Below are 16,415 nucleotides of genomic sequence, written 5' to 3'. Positions count from 1 at the left end.
CTGCCGCGGTCTGATTGCCTCTTATGATCAGACTATCAGCGATTCTTGAAGGATGGCGTGCGCTTATCGATGAAAGCGGACATGCCTTCTTTCTGGTCCTCAGTGGCAAAAAGCGAATGAAACAGCCGGCGCTCAAAACGCAGTCCTTCATCAAGTGTGGTCTCATAGGAACGGTTGACCGATTCCTTCACCATCTGCACTGAAGGCTGCGAGAAGGAGGCAATGCGCTCGGCAGCTTTCAATGCTTCTTCGATCAGTTCTTCAGGGGCCACAAGGCGCGAGACAAGACCACAACGCTCGGCTTCTTCCGCATCCATCATGCGACCGGTCAGACACATATCCATGGCTTTGGATTTACCGACATAGCGCGCAAGGCGCTGTGAGCCGCCCATGCCCGGCATAACGCCAAGCGTGATTTCCGGCTGTCCGAATTTGGCATTAGTGGCTGCAATAATGAAATCGCACATCATAGCGAGCTCGCAACCGCCGCCCAGTGCATAGCCCGACACGGCTGCAATGATCGGCTTGCGCACACGATCCACTTTGCGCCAATCGGCAAACATGTCCTGCAAATAGGCGTCAACGAAGTTGATCGGCTGCATTTCCTTGATATCGGCGCCGGCCGCAAAAGCTTTTTCCGAACCGGTGAGCACGATCGCTCCGATTTTGCCATCGGTGTCGAAAGCAGCCAGGGCTTCGGTCAGCTCTTTAAGAACTGTACTGTTGAGCGCATTGAGCGCCTGCGGTCTATTAAGACGAACAAGACCAACCCCACCGCGCGTCTCAACAACGATCGTTTCATAGGCCATGGAATAGTTCTCCTCCTTCATCAGATCAGAATTTGCTGGACAAGGTGTACTGCCGGTTTCCGTTTGGCAAGATCAGCCAAATATCAACTTTGACATGATGCGCAGAAAAAGGTCGATCGACCCGCCTGCACTGCGCGCTCAATCATGCCTGTGCAGCCCGGAGCACGACAAGGTTGCGCCTCGCGCCCATAGACCGAGAATGAGTGCTGAAAATAACCAAGGGCGCCATCGGCCTGAATATAGTCTTTCAAACTCGATCCACCAGCGGCGATGGCTTCTGCAATTACGGTGCGGATATCCTCGGCAAGGCGATCAAGCGTCTTCTTGTCTTTCGCAAGAGAACCTGCGGCACGCATGGGCGAAAGCCGCGAACGCCACAAAGCCTCGCAAACATATATATTGCCAAGCCCTGCGATCAGTCGCTGATCGAGCAGTGCCGCCTTTAATGGCGTCTTGCGACCTTCAAAGAGTGCGCCCAGTAATTCGCCGGAAAGCCGGTTGCCTGTCGGCTCAATGCCAAGCCCTTTGAGCAAAGGATGATCATCAAGCGCGCCTTTTTCAGCAAAGAGCATGAAACCAAAGCGCCTGGGGTCATTATAGATGATGCGCGCTTTTGAGCCATCCTGGCGCAACATATGAAAGACGACATGGTCATGTTTGGCGATTTTGGATCGCTCATGGTGAAAACCGCCGGACATGCCCTCTGCATCATCCGCTTCAATGCGAAACGAACCGGACATGCCAAGATGGCTGATAATAGACAGCCCGTCATCCAGATGCATGGTCAGATATTTCGCACGGCGTCCCAGCGCCTCGATACGATGGCCTGATATGCGCTCTATGAATTGATCGGGAAAAGGAAACCTCAGATCGGGTCTGTTTTGCTCCACCCGCTCGACATTTGCGCCTTCCATGAAGGGCTGCAACCCACGGCGAACCGTCTCGACCTCTGGCAATTCCGGCATTGATACTCTTCCCAGCAAATAGTTCAGCCAGACTCATATAAGCCCCAGCAACTGCATTTGCCATCCGTTAACCCAAACCGGATCGAAGTCACGCTTAAGCCTCCCTGAAGCAATATTAACGCTTTATTTTCCTTGTTTCTTAAACTCATCACAATTGGCGGGCATTAAAAGGAACCCCAACGAGACTTCAGCTCAGGGTAAGTAACATGCCGGCTTTGATGACGCGCTTTTTCAAGAACAGATCGGGTGCAGCGATGATCGAATGCACGCTCATCGGTGCGCTTGCCATTATTGCTGTCATCAGTGGCATGGCGCTCTTCGCCGGAAAACCCGCTTCTGCTTTCGATTACAACGCAGCCGCACAGGTTCAGTTCGTCGAACGAAACTAGAGTAGTTCTGGATTAAGTTGAATCATTGGAAATGCTCTATTTTTTTGAGCACATCTTATTCCGAAAACCGGTTCCCACTTTTCGGGATGTGCTCCAAGTTGTTTGGCCTTCATACAGAATTGAATAGCCACCCGGTTCCCGCCGGATGGCTATTTGCTTATTAACGTATCTAGCGCATCGTACTTTGTGGGCCCAACAGGGCGCATGGCGCTCTAAAAGTTTTCACCGCCGAGGAATGTCATGACCGTTAAGATCGTTACCGCAAAATCAGCAGACAGCCGCCCCATCTGGTTCATCGGAAAGAACAAGGTCGATCAGGCGGCTCTGACACCTGATGCTCAGTCCTGGGCCGGGGCGAATGATTTCAACGGCGAAGCCGGACGCGTTCTTGTGCTACCGGGCAAGGACGGATCAATCGCTGGCGCTCTGTTTGGTACAGGCGATGACGAACAGGGCGGTCAATCGCAGCTTCTAGCTGGTAAGCTTGCCCGCAGTCTGCCAGAGGGTGATTGGCATATTGAAGGCAATCCTGATCATGCCGAACTGACAGCACTCGCATTTCTCATGGGCGGCTATAGTTTCACGCGCTACCGCAAGGGCAATGGCAAGACGATCCGTCTGGCAGTTCCCGAAGGCGTGGATGCCGCTGAAACACAGCGTATCGCCGATGCTGTAACGCTTGCCCGTGATCTCATCAACACGCCGACCAATGACATGGGGCCTGATGCTCTGGAACAAGCGGCACGCGATCTTGCTTCCAAAAATGGTGCAACGATTAGCACAGTGGAAGGCGATGCTCTCCTGAAACATAATTTGCCCATGATCCATGCAGTAGGTCGTGCCGGCAGCATCGCACCGCGCCTGATTGATCTCAAATGGGGCAAAGACAGCGATCCAAAGATCACGCTCGTCGGCAAAGGCGTGTGTTTTGATACCGGTGGCCTCGATATCAAACCTGCAAGCGGCATGTTGCTTATGAAGAAAGATATGGGCGGTGCCGCCAATGTGCTGGGCCTTGCCTCCATCATCATGGACGCGAAGCTCCCTGTTCGATTGCGTGTCCTGATACCGGCTGTCGAGAACGCAATCGCGGGTAATGCATTCCGCCCAAGTGATGTTCTGCAAAGCCGCAAGGGATTGACGGTTGAAATCGGCAATACCGATGCCGAAGGTCGACTGGTTCTGGCAGACGCACTGGCACTGGCCGATGAAGAAGAACCTGAACTCATTATCGATATGGCAACGCTCACAGGTGCCGCGCGCGTAGCGCTCGGTCCGGATTTACCGCCTTTCTATACGCATGACGACACCCTTGCAGCAAGCATTGCAGAGAGGGCTGCTAAAACAGCAGATCCACTCTGGCGTATGCCACTCTGGCAGCCATATGCGCAGAAGCTTTCGTCGCGCGTAGCAGACATCAATAATGTCACCACCGATGGCTTTGCAGGCTCTGTGACGGCTGCATTGTTCCTGAGCCGCTTTGTCGAGAAGGCGAAAAGTTGGGCACATTTCGACATCTACGGCTGGGTGCCGGTGGAAAAACCTGCCTCTCCGATTGGTGGTGAAGCACAGGCAATCCGCTCCCTCTACCAGCTTCTCAAAGAGAAATATCCTGCCCAGAAATCGGCCCGATGACTGGCCCAACGATCGCCAAAGGAAATCGCTTGCCTGCAAAGCAAAAACAGCATTGAATGATACGGGTCCGAAACGATATTGAACGCATCGCGAAAAGCGTGAAGCGGTTTTGGGACAAGATGCGCGTATTGAAAGCGGCTTGTGATTTATGCCCGTTGAACTGAAACCTTTGCAGGCACTAACATTGCTGCGAACCTTGTCGCTGGAGCAGGTGCGGGACGAGATGCCCGATCTGACCACGCGTCAGGTGGCTATTCTTTTGACCATTTATCTGGAGCCCCCGCCGCATACCGTGCGAGGGCTCGCAGCCAAACTGAATGTCACCAAGCCGGTGATTACACGTGCTCTCGATACGATGGGAACGCTCAATCTTGTATCCCGGCATCGTGATGAAAAAGATCGTCGAAATGTGCTAGTAAAGAGAACAGTTACTGGCGCACTTTATGTCGAAAGATTGGGCGATCTGGTGATCGCTAAGGCCAGGGAGTTACCACTGTGAGCATGCTCGACCGTCGCTTAAACGCCTATCGTCCCGATCTCGCTGATGAACGGTTGAGCGGGAAGGTTGAAGCGAGCCGTTTTACTGCTGGCACTTTGATGCAGGTCTCTGCGTCCGTCGTCGATCTTCGTTCTGAACCACGACCGGACAGCGGCCCACAAACCCAGATCATTTTCGGCGATATGGTACGCGTGTTCGAAGAGCAGGATGGCTGGAGCTGGGCGCAGGCCGAGCGCGACGGCTATACAGGCTACGTATCCTCAGCCTCGCTGGAAAAACCAGGCGCGGATGCGACGCATATGGTCATCGTGCCGCGCACTTTCATCTACCCCGGTTCTGATCTTCGTTTCCCGCATACCAAGGCTCTTTCGCTTGGCTCGCGCGTTCGTATTGTCGGTTCCGCTGAGACACGCGGCACACAATATGCACTGCTTGAGAATGGCGAAGCCCTGATTGCAGGCCACCTTGCGTCCCTTGATCAGCATGCGCCTGACTATGTAGCCGTTGCTGAGACCCTGCTGCACACGCCCTATCTATGGGGCGGAACATCGGGCTTTGGTATTGATTGCTCCGGTATCGTTCAGCTTTCCATGTGGGTTTCGGGCCGCAAAGTCTTGCGCGATTCGGATATGCAGCAGAACACCCTCGGCGAGATCATCGAACCGGATGCTAACTATTCCAATCTCAAGCGCGGTGATCTGGTGTTCTGGAAAGGTCATGTCGCGATCTGCGCATCGCCTGACATGCTCATCCATGCCAGCGGCCACACTATGACAGTGACCATGGAGCCACTGAACGATGCAATCAAGCGTATCGCCTATCTCTATGACCTGCCAACTCTGATCAGAAGGCCATAAGCGTGCGACGATGACGGGCAAAGGAACAATATGGATCGCGGGGCTGATTTTCGGCCTCGGCGCCTTTTTCCCTTCCGCCGTCTCCTTTGAAAGAATTGCTCGCATGACCATTACCGCTTCGCCAGCCAGCTTTGCCAGCGTCAATGGCATTGAGATGTATTACCGCGTCGTGGGTAAAGGGCCGCCAATTCTTCTCATCCATGGCGGCTTATCAGACCAGCATGTCTGGGACGCGCAGCTGCCAATTCTTGCACGTGATCACACGGTGATTGTCGCAGATAGCCGTGGTCAAGGACGCTCAACGCGCACGACCGATCCACTCACCTATGAGCTTATGGCCGACGATTATGTAGCACTGCTGGATTATCTCACCATCGGCAAGGTCGATCTTGTCGGCTGGAGCGATGGTGGCATTATCGGCATTGATATTGCCATGCGTTATCCCGAGCGGCTTAAAAGCCTGTTTGCGCAAGCTGCCAATGTCACGCCAGAAGGTTCGACCGGCTACATGCTGGCGCGCGCTGAAGGCAAGCCGCTTCCCGAACTGCGCCACTATGAAAGCATCGACAAGGAAATCCATGCCTTATGGGCGAATGAGCCGAACTATACAGCTGAAGACCTGTCGAAGATAACGGTGCGAACCGCCATTGTAATCGGTGATCACGATACAGCGGTCACGCGAGAGCATACCGAGTTTATTGCGGATCATATTCCCGGTGCACGGCTGGTTATCCTGCCCGACTCCGGTCACGGCGTCCCGGCCGAAAATCCCCGGCTCTACGCACATACAGTGCTGAAATTCATTGCCGGCGATAGTCTTGACGGTTCGGTTACGGCCAGCAAATAGCTTCAAACACGATTAGGCAGGACACGATCCGGTGGGCGATGCCCATCGACGAAAGCCCGGATATTGATAATCACCTTGTCGCCCATATCCACACGGCCTTCGATCGTGGCCGACCCCATATGCGGCAGCAAAACGACCTTGCCTTTTTCAGCAAGCGAAAGAAGCTGCGGATTGACGGCCGGTTCATGCTCGAACACATCGAGCCCCGCGCCCGCAATCTTGCCCTGTTCGATCAGCTCGACCAGCGCATTCTCATCGATAATCTGACCACGCGCCGTATTGACCAGATAGGCTGTCGGCTGCATGAGCGCTATTCTGCGGGCTGAAAGCAGGTGAAATGTTGCCGGTGTCGATGGGCAATTGACCGAAATGATGTCCATGCGAGCTAGCATCTGGTCGAGACTGTCCCAATAGGTCGCCTCCAGCTCTTCCTCGACCTGCGCGCTGACACGCTTGCGGTTGTGATAATGGATCGAGAGGCCAAAAGCCTTAGCGCGCCGTGCGACGGCAGTACCAATGCGGCCCATGCCGACGATACCGAGGCGTTTGCCCCAGATGCGGCGTCCCAGCATCCATGTCGGCGACCAGCCCGGCCATTCTCCATCGCGCTCGTTCAGTACATTCGCGCCCTCAACGAGCCTCCGAGGCACCATCAGTAGCAGCGCTAAAGTCATATCGGCAGTGTCTTCAGTCAGCACGTTGGGTGTGTTGGTGACGGTAATGCCTCGTTTTGCAGCTGCAGCCACGTCAATATTATCAACGCCATTGCCGAAATTAGCGATCAGTTTGAGATTTGGTCCCGCCTGCTCAATCGCAGCCGCATCGATCACATCAGTGATGCAGGGTACGAGAACATCAGCCTCTTTCATCGCAGCGATGATTTCAGGCTGTGACATGCGATGGTCGTCTATATTTAAACGTGCGTCGAACAATTCCCGCATTCGGGTTTCAACCGGGTCCGGCAGTTTTCGGGTAAGAACCACCAGTGGCTTCTTTTTGTTCGACATCTCCACCCCATTTTTTGAGCAAAGCTCTAAAAGTCGCTTTCAAGCATTTTCAGGCGCAAAACGCGGTTCACAATTCCTGAAAATCCTTTAACCAATATCCCGCGTTGAGACCTCCTTAACCAAGAAGGTGCAATATGGGATATTGCTTCGGCTGCACATCTCTAGCAAGGCGGCGCGGCAAAGACAAAGAAAAACAGAATCGTAAAATGGCAACAGAGCAGTCTCAGCATTCCTCACAGGCATGCAAAAGCCAAAACTCTTGTACCTGTTTTTCGATCACAAGCGGGAAACCCGTGTAGTTATTCGTTTTCAGAGTTTCAGTCGGTCCCTCCCCCTTGCCCTGAAACTGCTCGACATGACAGGACGGCGAGAGGTCAGAATTGTACCGAGTACTTTCGCAACGCTTTTTTATGGCAGTGCTTGGCAGCATCGTAATGCTGCTGGTCATTGGACCGCTTGGCGCATCGCACCAACATGCCGCAATGGCTCAAGCGACGTCAGGCACGACACTGGGCGCAAGTGGCCTGCCCGTGCCACGCTTTGTCAGTCTCAAGCCTGCGCGCGTCAACTTGCGCGTGGGGCCGGGCCGTGACTATGCCGTGTCCTGGCTCTTTATGAAGTCGGGTCTGCCTGTCGAAATCATTCAGGAATACGACAACTGGCGCCGCATTCGCGATGCTGATGGCACCGAAGGCTGGGTTTATCAGTCACTTCTGTCGGGCAAGCGCACAGCAATCACCGCACCATGGCTCAAGAATAATGAAGGTTCGATGATCACCATGCATCGCGACCCAACCGAAACCTCGGGGCTTGCGGCAGAAATCGAACCCAATGTGATCGGCACAGTTCGCCAATGCAATGGCCAGTGGTGTCGAATGGACATGCAGGGCACTCGCGGCTGGATCAAACAATCCGATCTCTGGGGCGTTTACCCCGACGAAGTTTTCGACTGATCCACGAAAGCAAACGTCGACGCTTGACGAGTAAGTGCCAGTGACGGTACTTCTCTCAAACAAATTAAGAAGGAGTTTTATGCGCAGAAGTTCATCGCTGCCGTTTTAACGGATTTGAACCCCGCCGTTGCGGTGGGATATTTGTGCATATCAAAACTCTGGAATAATCATGAAAAATATGTCGGTTACGATCCGTGCCTATGAGGCTGCGGACAAAGAAACCTTATCGTCAATCTGGTATCGCGCTTCTCTTGAAGCTCATGCATTTCTGGGATCAGACCTGCTTCGCGATCAACAAAAGCTGATCGAAGACGTCTATCTCGAAAAGGCTGAGACTTGGGTTGCTATCATAGATAACAAGCCTGTCGGCTTTATCGGCCTACTGGGCAGTTTCATCGGCGGCTTGTTCGTCAATCCAGCCGCTCAAGGCCATGGCATAGGGCGTACGTTGATTGCCTACGCTTTGGCGATGAAGGGCGAACTTTCGCTCGAAGTTTATGTCAATAATGAAAGAGCATACCGCTTCTATAAGCAACTCGGCTTTCAGGAAATCAGCCGTCGTGCTGAAGACGATAACGGTTTTCCCTTTGCCAATATCGAGATGCAATTGAAAGATTAAAAAAGCGGGGCGATCACTCGCCCCGCTCCGGCATTTCAGATTAACCCAACTATTACCAGGCCGGGATTACCGAGCCCTTGAAGGTTTCAGCGATAAACTGCTTCACTTCCGGGCTATGATAGGTGCTGATCAGCGTCTTTACCCATTCGGCATCCTTGTCAGCCGTACGGACGACCAGCACATTCACGTAAGGTGCTTTTTCACCTTCGCGGATAAGTGCGTCACCTGCCGGGTTCAGGCCAGCTTCCAAAGCGTAGTTGGTGTTGATGACAGCAGCGTCCACATCTTCAAGCGAGCGAGGCAACTGTGCGGCATCCAGTTCCACAAACTTCAAGTTCTTCGGATTTTCCGTTACATCAATGGACGTAACCTTCAGGCCCTTGGCAGCATCAAGCTTGATGAGTCCATTATCGGCGAGCACCAGAAGTGCACGGCCACCATTGGTCGGATCGTTTGGAATAGCAATGGTGGAACCGTCTGCCAGTTCGGAAACATTCTTCAGTTTCTTGGAATACATGCCCATCGGGAAGTTGACCGTCGGCGCTACCGTTTCAATCGGAAAGCCGCGATCTGCTACCTGATTATCGAGATAAGGCTGATGCTGGAACGAATTTGCCTCAAGCGAACCATCAGCCAAAGCCATGTTGGGAATCACATAATCAGAAAATTCCTGAATATCGATCTCGACGCCCTTGGCGGCTGCGACTTCCTTGACCTTTTCCATGATCTGCGCGTGCGGACCGGGTGTCACTCCAATGCGAATCTTCTCAGCGAAAGCACTCCCGGTTGAGAATAGCGCGAATGCGGTGGCCGCAATGATCAACTTACGCATAGATGTCTCCAGTCAAATCGTTTTCGACGCATTTATGCTTGGTTGGCAGGTCAGCGTTAAATGCGCCTGTGAAAGGTGATGGGGCGGATGAATCACTTTAGACCACGATACGCAACAAAAAAGCGGTCCAGAAGACCGCTTTCTCAAAACCGATATCGGAACGCTTAGCGCGTCTTACGGCGCAGCCGGACGATAATATCCACATTGACGATTTCCATACCTTCAGGTGCTTCAGGCATATTGGAAACCGTTGGCTGGCCGCGCTCACCATGCGGAATATCGAAAACCACATTCTCCCCTTCGAGGAAGAAATGCTGGTGATCGGAAATATTGGTATCGAAATAGGTTTTCGACCCCTCAACCGCGATAATGCGCAGCATACCGGCTTCGGTAAACTGATGCAGCGTGTTGTAGACGGTCGCAAGCGAAACCGGTACATCGGCGAGCACCGCTTCTTCATGAAGGTCTTCAGCGGACAGGTGGCGATCGCCCTGAGCATAGATCAGGTTGGCGAGCGAAACACGCTGACGCGTCGGGCGCAAACCAGCGCCGCGAAGTCGTTCTTCCATTGAAACCATCGAGTGGTGGGCATGATAATTCTGCATATTCACCCTTGGATCCGTCACAAGCTTGTAGCAATTTCGTCAAACATTGAACGGGCTGTTGCCCATTGCCTACTGACATTGATATATGCCGTTGCGAATTAAGTATCAATAGGCATGGTAATTCCCTGCTTTTTTGGGAAAACCCTCTGCAATATTTTACTGCCGGAAACAGACTGTGTTAGGGATGTTCCGGAAACGACGACAACCCGGTCGGTCCTGACAACAGGAATGACCACATCAGAATGATCCTCAAGGGAGGCGTAATGGCAGAACAGAAATCGAGCTACGGGTATGAAGAGCTCCTCAGCTGCGCACGCGGCGAGTTGTTCGGTCCCGGCAATGCACAGCTCCCCCTGCCACCAATGCTGATGGTGCATCGCATCACCGAAATTTCCGAAACCGGTGGGGAGTTCGACAAGGGCTTTATCCGTGCCGAATACGATGTAAGCCCCGACGACTGGTATTTCCCATGCCATTTTCAGGGCAATCCAATCATGCCGGGCTGCCTTGGCCTCGATGGCATGTGGCAGCTGACAGGCTTCTTCCTCGGTTGGCTCGGTGAGCCGGGCCGCGGCATGGCGCTGTCCACCGGTGAAGTGAAGTTCAAGGGCATGGTTCGCCCTCACACCAAGCTTCTGCAATATGGCATCGATTTCAAGCGCGTCATGCGTGGCCGTCTGGTGCTGGGAACGGCTGACGGCTGGCTGAAAGCCGATGGCGAAACAATCTACAAAGCCAGCGACCTACGAGTCGGCTTGTCAAAAGATGGCGACGCCCAAAGCGCCTGATCATCTACAATTCACGGGCGCGACTGCAAAAAATATCGAGTTTTCATGCAGCCGCGCTCAAAACATGCGAAGATCGCACCTATGTAACCGGGTACAACGGTCAGCCTTCACCGGTTGATCTCACGGAACAGGTGTAAAGGAGAACGCGATGCGGCGTGTGGTCGTAACGGGTATGGGGATTGTATCCTCAATTGGAAATAACACCGAAGAGGTCACGGCCTCGCTGCGCGATGCCAAGTCCGGCATCTCACGCGCTGAGGAATATGCCGAACTCGGTTTCCGTTGCCAGGTTCACGGCACCCCCAAGATCGATGTCGAGGCTCTCGTCGACCGCCGCGCCATGCGTTTTCATGGTCGTGGCACGGCATGGAATCATATCGCCATGGATCAGGCGATTGCCGATGCGGGACTTTCGGAAGACGAAGTCTCCAATGATCGTACCGGTATCATCATGGGTTCGGGCGGTCCTTCTACACGCACGATTGTCGATAGTGCCGACATCACCCGTGAAAAGGGTCCGAAGCGCGTTGGACCGTTTGCCGTGCCGAAAGCCATGAGCTCGACAGCATCGGCAACGCTTGCAACCTTCTTCAAGATCAAGGGCGTGAATTATTCGATTTCGTCTGCTTGTGCGACGTCGAATCATTGTATCGGCAATGCCTATGAAATGATCCAGTATGGTAAGCAGGACCGCGTTTTCGCGGGCGGCTGTGAGGACCTCGACTGGACCCTTTCAGTGCTGTTTGATGCCATGGGTGCGATGTCGTCCAAATATAACGACACGCCTGACAAAGCTTCGCGCGCTTATGACAAGAACCGCGATGGCTTCGTTATCGCCGGCGGTGCTGGCGTTCTCGTGCTGGAAGATCTGGAAACTGCGCTTGCGCGTGGTGCCAAGATTTATGGCGAGATCGTCGGTTACGGCGCAACTTCTGACGGCTACGACATGGTTGCCCCATCGGGCGAAGGTGCCGTGCGCTGCATGAAGATGGCGCTCTCGACCGTCAAAGGCAAGATCGACTATATCAATCCACATGCGACCTCGACGCCCGCAGGTGATGCACCGGAAATCGATGCGATTCGCCAGATTTTCGGCTCAGGCGATGCCTGTCCGCCAATTGCGGCTACCAAATCGCTGACCGGTCACTCGCTGGGTGCCACAGGCGTGCAGGAAGCCATCTACTCGCTTTTGATGATGCAGAACAATTTCATCTGCGAAAGCGCTCATATCGAAGAACTGGATCCTGCATTCGCGGACATGCCTATCGTTCGCAAACGCATCGATAATGCTCAGCTCAATACCGTGCTCTCCAACTCGTTTGGATTTGGTGGCACGAATGCAACGCTGGTCTTCCAGCGCTATCAGAGCTGACGGAGAGGGACAATATGGAAGGTCTGATGCAAGGAAAACGCGGCCTCATTATGGGGGTCGCGAATAACCACTCGCTGGCTTGGGGAATTTCAAAGCAACTCGCGGCACAGGGCGCAGAACTCGCATTCACCTATCAGGGTGATGCACTCGGCAAGCGCGTGAAGCCGCTGGCCGAACAGGTTGGTTCGGATTTCGTCCTGCCTTGCGATGTTGAAGATATCACATCGGTCGATACCGTTTTCGCTGAAATCGAGAAGAAGTGGGGAAAGCTCGACTTCATCGTTCACGCCATCGGCTTCTCCGATAAGACCGAACTGAAGGGCCGCTATGCAGACGTCACCACGCGCGAAAATTTCAGCCGTACAATGGTGATTTCCGCCTACTCCTTCACGGAAATGGCGCAGCGCGCAGAAAAGCTCATGAAGGACGGTGGCTCGATCCTGACGCTGACCTATGGCGGTTCCACCCGCACGATCCCGAACTACAATGTCATGGGTGTTGCCAAGGCAGCCCTCGAAGCAATGGTTCGTTATCTGGCTGCCGATTACGGTCCGCAAGGGATTCGCGTAAACGCGATCTCGGCTGGTCCGGTTCGCACGCTGGCCGGTGCTGGTATTGGTGATGCACGCGCAATCTTCAGCTATCAGCGCCGCAATTCGCCGCTGCGCCGCACCGTCGATATTGACGATGTCGGTAAATCGGCACTCTATTTGCTGTCTGATCTTTCGAGCGGTGTCACCGGTGAAATCCATTATGTCGATTCCGGCTACAACATCGTTTCGATGCCAACGCTGGAAGAGCTGAAAAGCTCAGACGCTGAACGCGGTGAATAAGCCAAACAATTAAAGAAAAGGCCGCCTCATCGGCGGCCTTTTTTCATTTCATTTCTTAGCATCGAATATTTTGAAGCCCTTGGCATCTTCAAGAACGGTCACATTCTTGAACAGGCTCTTGAGCGTCACCTCGTAGGGCAACTGACGGTTTGCGACCATCAATAGACGACCACCGATCTTGAGTCGCGAAGCAGCTGCAGCGATAAATGTCTGCCCAAGCGACATGTCGGTTGCACGACCTTCATGGAAGGGCGGGTTCATGATCACGGTATCATAAATACCCGCCATTTTTTCGCTCGTCACATCAAACCAATTGAACGAGAGCGGCACGGATGCGCCAAGACATTCCAGATTACCGCGTGCGGCTTCCAGCGCCTCGTAATCAGCCTCAAAAAGATCAATACTCTTGATGCGGTCGGCATATTTGAGGCTCTGTGCCGCGAGATAGCCCCAACCTGCGCCAAGATCGGCAACGTTACCGAAAACGATCTTCTCCATATGTGGGACCAGCAGTGCCGATCCCTTATCGATCGCGCCATGCGAGAACATGCCGGGTTCGGTGCGGAATACATCATCGATCACACTTTCCGGCGGACGCAGGGCCGCAATGAAATTGTCGCTGAGATCAGCAGGGCGTTGAAGCCAGAATGAGACTGCGTGGTTGTTGGAAAGCCTGTCACTGATTTCTGCGATATTGCCGACCCATTTGCGGAAACTATCGACGCCGAGCTTTTTGTCGCCGGAGACGACGATCCAGCCGCCCGGCTCAACACGCGCCAGAAGCTCCGAAAACCACGCTTCGTTGCGTCCGCGGTGTTTTCCGAGCAGGAGCAGCCCACCGGAATAACGCGTGTCTGCGGCAAGCCTTGGCTCAACCTGAAAGCCTTCCTTTTTCAGCGCCAGCCAATCAGGTCGCCAAGGTTGCAGGCAGGTCAAAGCCCGCTTCCATTCGTCCTCAAGCAGACGGTCTGCAGCGATACCGCAGCCAAGATAGGTTTGCCCTTCCTCGGGAAGGTCCAGAATCCCCTGATCGAAGGGAAGAAAGAGTGTTTTTTGTGCCGGTGTCATCATGGCTCATCCATGGTCTTGAATTGATTCACGTGCAACAAAAAAGCGCGCCTTTTAAGCGCGCTTTTATAGTTTGATAGAGACAGCGTTTCGCTTACCGCATGATCTTATCCAAAAAGTCTGTAACTTTTTGGGATCAAGCGTTATTCAGCGTCAGCTTCTGCCTTCTTTTCTGCAACAACTTCCTTGCCGGTTTCCTGATCGACAACCTTCATCGACAGGCGAACCTTGCCACGTTCGTCAAAGCCCATGAGCTTGACCCAGACTTTCTGGCCTTCCTTAACCACGTCAGTGGTCTTGGCAACGCGATCGGAAGCGAGCTGCGAGATGTGAACCAGACCGTCACGTGGGCCGAAGAAGTTTACGAACGCGCCGAAGTCAGCGGTCTTAACAACCGTACCTTCGTAGATTTCGCCAACTTCTGGCTCAGCAACAATCGAATGAATCCACTTCTTGGCGGCTTCGATTTCCTTGCCGTTCGACGAAGCGATCTTGACCGTACCATCGTCTTCGATGTTGATCTTCGCGCCAGTCTTTTCGACGATTTCACGAATAACCTTACCACCCGAACCGATAACATCACGGATCTTGTCGGTAGGAATGTTCATGACCTCGATGCGTGGAGCGAATTCGCCGAGTTCTTCACGCGACGTCGAAAGAGCCTTGCTCATTTCGCCGAGGATGTGAACGCGACCGCCCTTAGCCTGTTCCAGAGCGACCTTCATGATCTCTTCGGTGATACCGTCGATCTTGATGTCCATTTGAAGCGCAGTGATACCGTTTTCAGTACCAGCTACCTTGAAGTCCATATCGCCAAGGTGATCTTCATCACCCAGGATGTCGGAAAGAACCGCGAAACGCTCGCCTTCCTTGATCAGACCCATAGCAATACCAGCCACCGGGCGGGTGATTGGAACGCCTGCATCCATCAGCGCCAGCGACGTGCCGCAAACAGTTGCCATCGACGAAGAACCGTTGGATTCCGTGATCTCGGAAACGGTACGGATCGTGTAAGGGAACTGTTCAGCTGCTGGCAGCATTGGGTGGATCGCACGCCATGCAAGCTTGCCGTGGCCAACTTCACGACGACCCGGCGAACCCATACGGCCGGTTTCACCAACCGAGTATGGCGGGAAGTTGTAATGTAGCATGAAGGATTCTTTGTACGTACCGGTCAGAGAATCGATCATCTGTTCGTCTTCGCCGGTGCCGAGCGTGGCAACAACGATTGCCTGCGTTTCACCGCGGGTAAACAGCGCCGAGCCGTGGGTACGTGGCAGAAGGCCGACTTCTGAAACGATTGCACGAACAGTCGACAGATCGCGACCATCGATGCGGTTGCCTGTGTCGAGAATGTTCCAACGAACAATCTTCGCCTGCAGGTGCTTGAAAACGGTCGCAAACTTCTCAGCCGAGAATTCTGGCTCTTCAACACCCTCTGGGAAGAAGTGAGCCTTCGCTTTGGCTTTCGCTGCGTCAACAGCAACGTAACGAGCCTGCTTTTCGGTGATTTTGTACGCGTCGCGCAGATCGTTTTCGACAACTGCGAGCATCTTGGCTTCGACGTCGGACAGATCTTCCGGCTGGAAATCGCGTGGTTCCTTCGCAGCAACTTCAGCAAGCTTGATGATCGCGTCGATAACTGGCTGGAAGCCCTTCTGACCGAAAACAACGGCGCCGAGCATAACTTCTTCAGAAAGTTCCTGAGCTTCCGATTCAACCATCAGAACAGCATCAGCAGTACCGGCAACAACCAGATCGAGCTTGGATTCTGGCATTTCGTCGATATTCGGGTTCAGTACGTATTCGCCGTTGATATAACCAACGCGAGCGCCGCCGATCGGACCCATGAAAGGAACGCCGGAAATGGTCAATGCAGCAGAAGCTGCAACCATCGACAGAACATCGGGATTGTTTTCAAGGTCGTGCTGAATGACGGTCAGAACAACCTGTGTGTCGTTCTTGTAGCCATCAACGAAAAGCGGACGGATCGGACGATCGATCAGGCGCGAAACGAGGGTTTCGTTTTCACTTGGACGACCTTCACGCTTGAAGAAGCCACCTGGGATTTTACCAGCTGCGTAGGTCTTTTCCTGATAGTTGACGGTCAGCGGGAAGAAATCCTGACCTGGCTTTGGTTCCTTGGCAGAAACAACAGTCGCTAGAACGACGGTTTCGCCATAAGTTGCGAGAACTGCACCGTCAGCCTGACGCGCAATCTTGCCGGTTTCCAGAATGAGCGGACGACCGCCCCATTCGATTTCAACTTTATGTGTGTTGAACATATCTAGTCCTTATGTGGAGACGCCGCGCAAAAGCGCTGGGACATCATCCGGG

Annotated in this window: 17 protein-coding genes; 10 read left to right on the top strand and 7 right to left on the bottom strand. The window is 53.5% G+C overall.

Annotation, left to right across the window (positions count from 1 at the left end; genetic code table 11):
• Positions 1-35: 35 nt before the first annotated feature.
• A complete protein-coding gene (locus OIV19_RS01475; RefSeq protein WP_024898319.1) occupies positions 36-809 on the bottom strand; it encodes an enoyl-CoA hydratase in 774 nt (257 codons plus the stop codon).
• A gap of 83 nt (positions 810-892) precedes the next feature.
• Positions 893-1,774 (bottom strand): bifunctional DNA-formamidopyrimidine glycosylase/DNA-(apurinic or apyrimidinic site) lyase, encoded by an 882-nt coding sequence (gene mutM / locus OIV19_RS01470; RefSeq protein WP_264230477.1) that lies wholly within the window; start codon positions 1,772-1,774, stop codon positions 893-895.
• Between the two features lie 206 nt (positions 1,775-1,980).
• Between mutM and OIV19_RS01465 the strand changes: the two genes are divergently transcribed.
• From OIV19_RS01465 to OIV19_RS01445, 5 genes are all read left to right on the top strand, one after another.
• Positions 1,981-2,163, top strand: a complete 183-nt coding sequence (locus tag OIV19_RS01465) for a Flp family type IVb pilin (protein WP_095447812.1) — start codon at positions 1,981-1,983, stop codon at positions 2,161-2,163.
• Between the two features lie 240 nt (positions 2,164-2,403).
• Complete coding sequence (locus OIV19_RS01460) at positions 2,404-3,798, top strand: M17 family metallopeptidase (protein WP_264230476.1); 1,395 nt, start codon at positions 2,404-2,406, stop codon at positions 3,796-3,798.
• A gap of 148 nt (positions 3,799-3,946) precedes the next feature.
• Positions 3,947-4,297 carry a MarR family transcriptional regulator gene (locus OIV19_RS01455; protein ID WP_095447810.1) on the top strand — a complete coding sequence of 117 codons (351 nt, stop codon included), beginning with the start codon at positions 3,947-3,949 and terminating at the stop codon, positions 4,295-4,297.
• A 2-nt stretch (positions 4,298-4,299) separates the two neighbouring features.
• On the top strand, positions 4,300-5,154 hold the full coding sequence (locus OIV19_RS01450) for a C40 family peptidase (protein ID WP_264230651.1): 855 nt from the start codon (positions 4,300-4,302) through the stop codon (positions 5,152-5,154).
• A gap of 10 nt (positions 5,155-5,164) precedes the next feature.
• Entirely contained in the window at positions 5,165-6,001 is an 837-nt protein-coding gene (locus OIV19_RS01445) for an alpha/beta fold hydrolase (protein ID WP_264230475.1), read from the top strand.
• A 2-nt stretch (positions 6,002-6,003) separates the two neighbouring features.
• Here the strand turns inward: OIV19_RS01445 and OIV19_RS01440 are convergent, their stop codons facing one another.
• Positions 6,004-7,008, bottom strand: coding sequence for a 2-hydroxyacid dehydrogenase (locus OIV19_RS01440; RefSeq protein WP_024898326.1), 1,005 nt, complete (start codon positions 7,006-7,008; stop codon positions 6,004-6,006).
• 380 nt (positions 7,009-7,388) lie between these two features.
• On the opposite strand from OIV19_RS01440, the gene OIV19_RS01435 reads away from it, so the two are divergent.
• Together OIV19_RS01435 and OIV19_RS01430 are read left to right on the top strand one after the other, a co-directional pair.
• Positions 7,389-7,961 (top strand): SH3 domain-containing protein, encoded by a 573-nt coding sequence (locus tag OIV19_RS01435; RefSeq protein ID WP_095447807.1) that lies wholly within the window; start codon positions 7,389-7,391, stop codon positions 7,959-7,961.
• Positions 7,962-8,130: 169 nt separating this feature from the next.
• Entirely contained in the window at positions 8,131-8,580 is a 450-nt protein-coding gene (locus OIV19_RS01430; protein WP_264230474.1) for a GNAT family N-acetyltransferase, read from the top strand.
• A 52-nt stretch (positions 8,581-8,632) separates the two neighbouring features.
• Here OIV19_RS01430 and OIV19_RS01425 read toward each other — a convergent pair whose 3' ends face one another.
• Positions 8,633-9,412, bottom strand: coding sequence for a MetQ/NlpA family ABC transporter substrate-binding protein (locus OIV19_RS01425; RefSeq protein ID WP_095447805.1), 780 nt, complete (start codon positions 9,410-9,412; stop codon positions 8,633-8,635).
• Between the two features lie 164 nt (positions 9,413-9,576).
• Positions 9,577-10,017 carry an iron response transcriptional regulator IrrA gene (gene irrA / locus OIV19_RS01420; protein WP_095447804.1) on the bottom strand — a complete coding sequence of 147 codons (441 nt, stop codon included), beginning with the start codon at positions 10,015-10,017 and terminating at the stop codon, positions 9,577-9,579.
• A 263-nt stretch (positions 10,018-10,280) separates the two neighbouring features.
• Here irrA and fabA point away from each other — a divergent pair, with 263 nt between their 5' ends.
• The 3 genes from fabA (at position 10,281) to fabI (ending at position 13,010) form a co-directional block, all read left to right on the top strand.
• A complete protein-coding gene (gene fabA, locus OIV19_RS01415) occupies positions 10,281-10,805 on the top strand; it encodes a 3-hydroxyacyl-[acyl-carrier-protein] dehydratase FabA (RefSeq protein WP_151094821.1) in 525 nt (174 codons plus the stop codon).
• A 148-nt stretch (positions 10,806-10,953) separates the two neighbouring features.
• The gene (gene fabB, locus OIV19_RS01410; RefSeq protein WP_095447802.1) at positions 10,954-12,177 is read left to right on the top strand and encodes a beta-ketoacyl-ACP synthase I; all 1,224 of its coding nucleotides are present in this window, start codon (positions 10,954-10,956) and stop codon (positions 12,175-12,177) included.
• 14 nt (positions 12,178-12,191) lie between these two features.
• Positions 12,192-13,010, top strand: a complete 819-nt coding sequence (gene fabI / locus OIV19_RS01405; RefSeq protein WP_095447801.1) for an enoyl-ACP reductase FabI — start codon at positions 12,192-12,194, stop codon at positions 13,008-13,010.
• A gap of 48 nt (positions 13,011-13,058) precedes the next feature.
• Here fabI and OIV19_RS01400 read toward each other — a convergent pair whose 3' ends face one another.
• Positions 13,059-14,081, bottom strand: a complete 1,023-nt coding sequence (locus OIV19_RS01400; protein WP_264230473.1) for a class I SAM-dependent methyltransferase — start codon at positions 14,079-14,081, stop codon at positions 13,059-13,061.
• Positions 14,082-14,221: 140 nt separating this feature from the next.
• Entirely contained in the window at positions 14,222-16,363 is a 2,142-nt protein-coding gene (gene pnp / locus OIV19_RS01395; RefSeq protein ID WP_095447799.1) for a polyribonucleotide nucleotidyltransferase, read from the bottom strand.
• Positions 16,364-16,415: the final 52 nt, after the last annotated feature.

Source organism: Brucella sp. HL-2 (genome assembly GCF_025846885.2).
GTDB classification, from domain to species: Bacteria; Pseudomonadota; Alphaproteobacteria; order Rhizobiales; family Rhizobiaceae; genus Brucella; species Brucella quorumnocens.
This window is presented reverse-complemented; position numbering and strand designations above follow the sequence as displayed.

What these genes read in the sequence shown, in the direction of transcription:
- OIV19_RS01475 (WP_024898319.1), bottom strand. Translation starts at nt 809, where the DNA reads ATGGCCTATGAAACGATCGTTGTTGAGACGCGCGGTGGGGTTGGTCTT.
- mutM (WP_264230477.1), bottom strand. Translation starts at nt 1,774, where the DNA reads ATGCCGGAATTGCCAGAGGTCGAGACGGTTCGCCGTGGGTTGCAGCCC.
- OIV19_RS01465 (WP_095447812.1), top strand. Translation starts at nt 1,981, where the DNA reads ATGCCGGCTTTGATGACGCGCTTTTTCAAGAACAGATCGGGTGCAGCG.
- OIV19_RS01460 (WP_264230476.1), top strand. Translation starts at nt 2,404, where the DNA reads ATGACCGTTAAGATCGTTACCGCAAAATCAGCAGACAGCCGCCCCATC.
- OIV19_RS01455 (WP_095447810.1), top strand. Translation starts at nt 3,947, where the DNA reads ATGCCCGTTGAACTGAAACCTTTGCAGGCACTAACATTGCTGCGAACC.
- OIV19_RS01450 (WP_264230651.1), top strand. Translation starts at nt 4,300, where the DNA reads ATGCTCGACCGTCGCTTAAACGCCTATCGTCCCGATCTCGCTGATGAA.
- OIV19_RS01445 (WP_264230475.1), top strand. Translation starts at nt 5,165, where the DNA reads ATGACGGGCAAAGGAACAATATGGATCGCGGGGCTGATTTTCGGCCTC.
- OIV19_RS01440 (WP_024898326.1), bottom strand. Translation starts at nt 7,008, where the DNA reads ATGTCGAACAAAAAGAAGCCACTGGTGGTTCTTACCCGAAAACTGCCG.
- OIV19_RS01430 (WP_264230474.1), top strand. Translation starts at nt 8,131, where the DNA reads ATGAAAAATATGTCGGTTACGATCCGTGCCTATGAGGCTGCGGACAAA.
- OIV19_RS01425 (WP_095447805.1), bottom strand. Translation starts at nt 9,412, where the DNA reads ATGCGTAAGTTGATCATTGCGGCCACCGCATTCGCGCTATTCTCAACC.
- irrA (WP_095447804.1), bottom strand. Translation starts at nt 10,017, where the DNA reads ATGCAGAATTATCATGCCCACCACTCGATGGTTTCAATGGAAGAACGA.
- fabA (WP_151094821.1), top strand. Translation starts at nt 10,281, where the DNA reads ATGGCAGAACAGAAATCGAGCTACGGGTATGAAGAGCTCCTCAGCTGC.
- fabB (WP_095447802.1), top strand. Translation starts at nt 10,954, where the DNA reads ATGCGGCGTGTGGTCGTAACGGGTATGGGGATTGTATCCTCAATTGGA.
- fabI (WP_095447801.1), top strand. Translation starts at nt 12,192, where the DNA reads ATGGAAGGTCTGATGCAAGGAAAACGCGGCCTCATTATGGGGGTCGCG.
- OIV19_RS01400 (WP_264230473.1), bottom strand. Translation starts at nt 14,081, where the DNA reads ATGATGACACCGGCACAAAAAACACTCTTTCTTCCCTTCGATCAGGGG.
- pnp (WP_095447799.1), bottom strand. Translation starts at nt 16,363, where the DNA reads ATGTTCAACACACATAAAGTTGAAATCGAATGGGGCGGTCGTCCGCTC.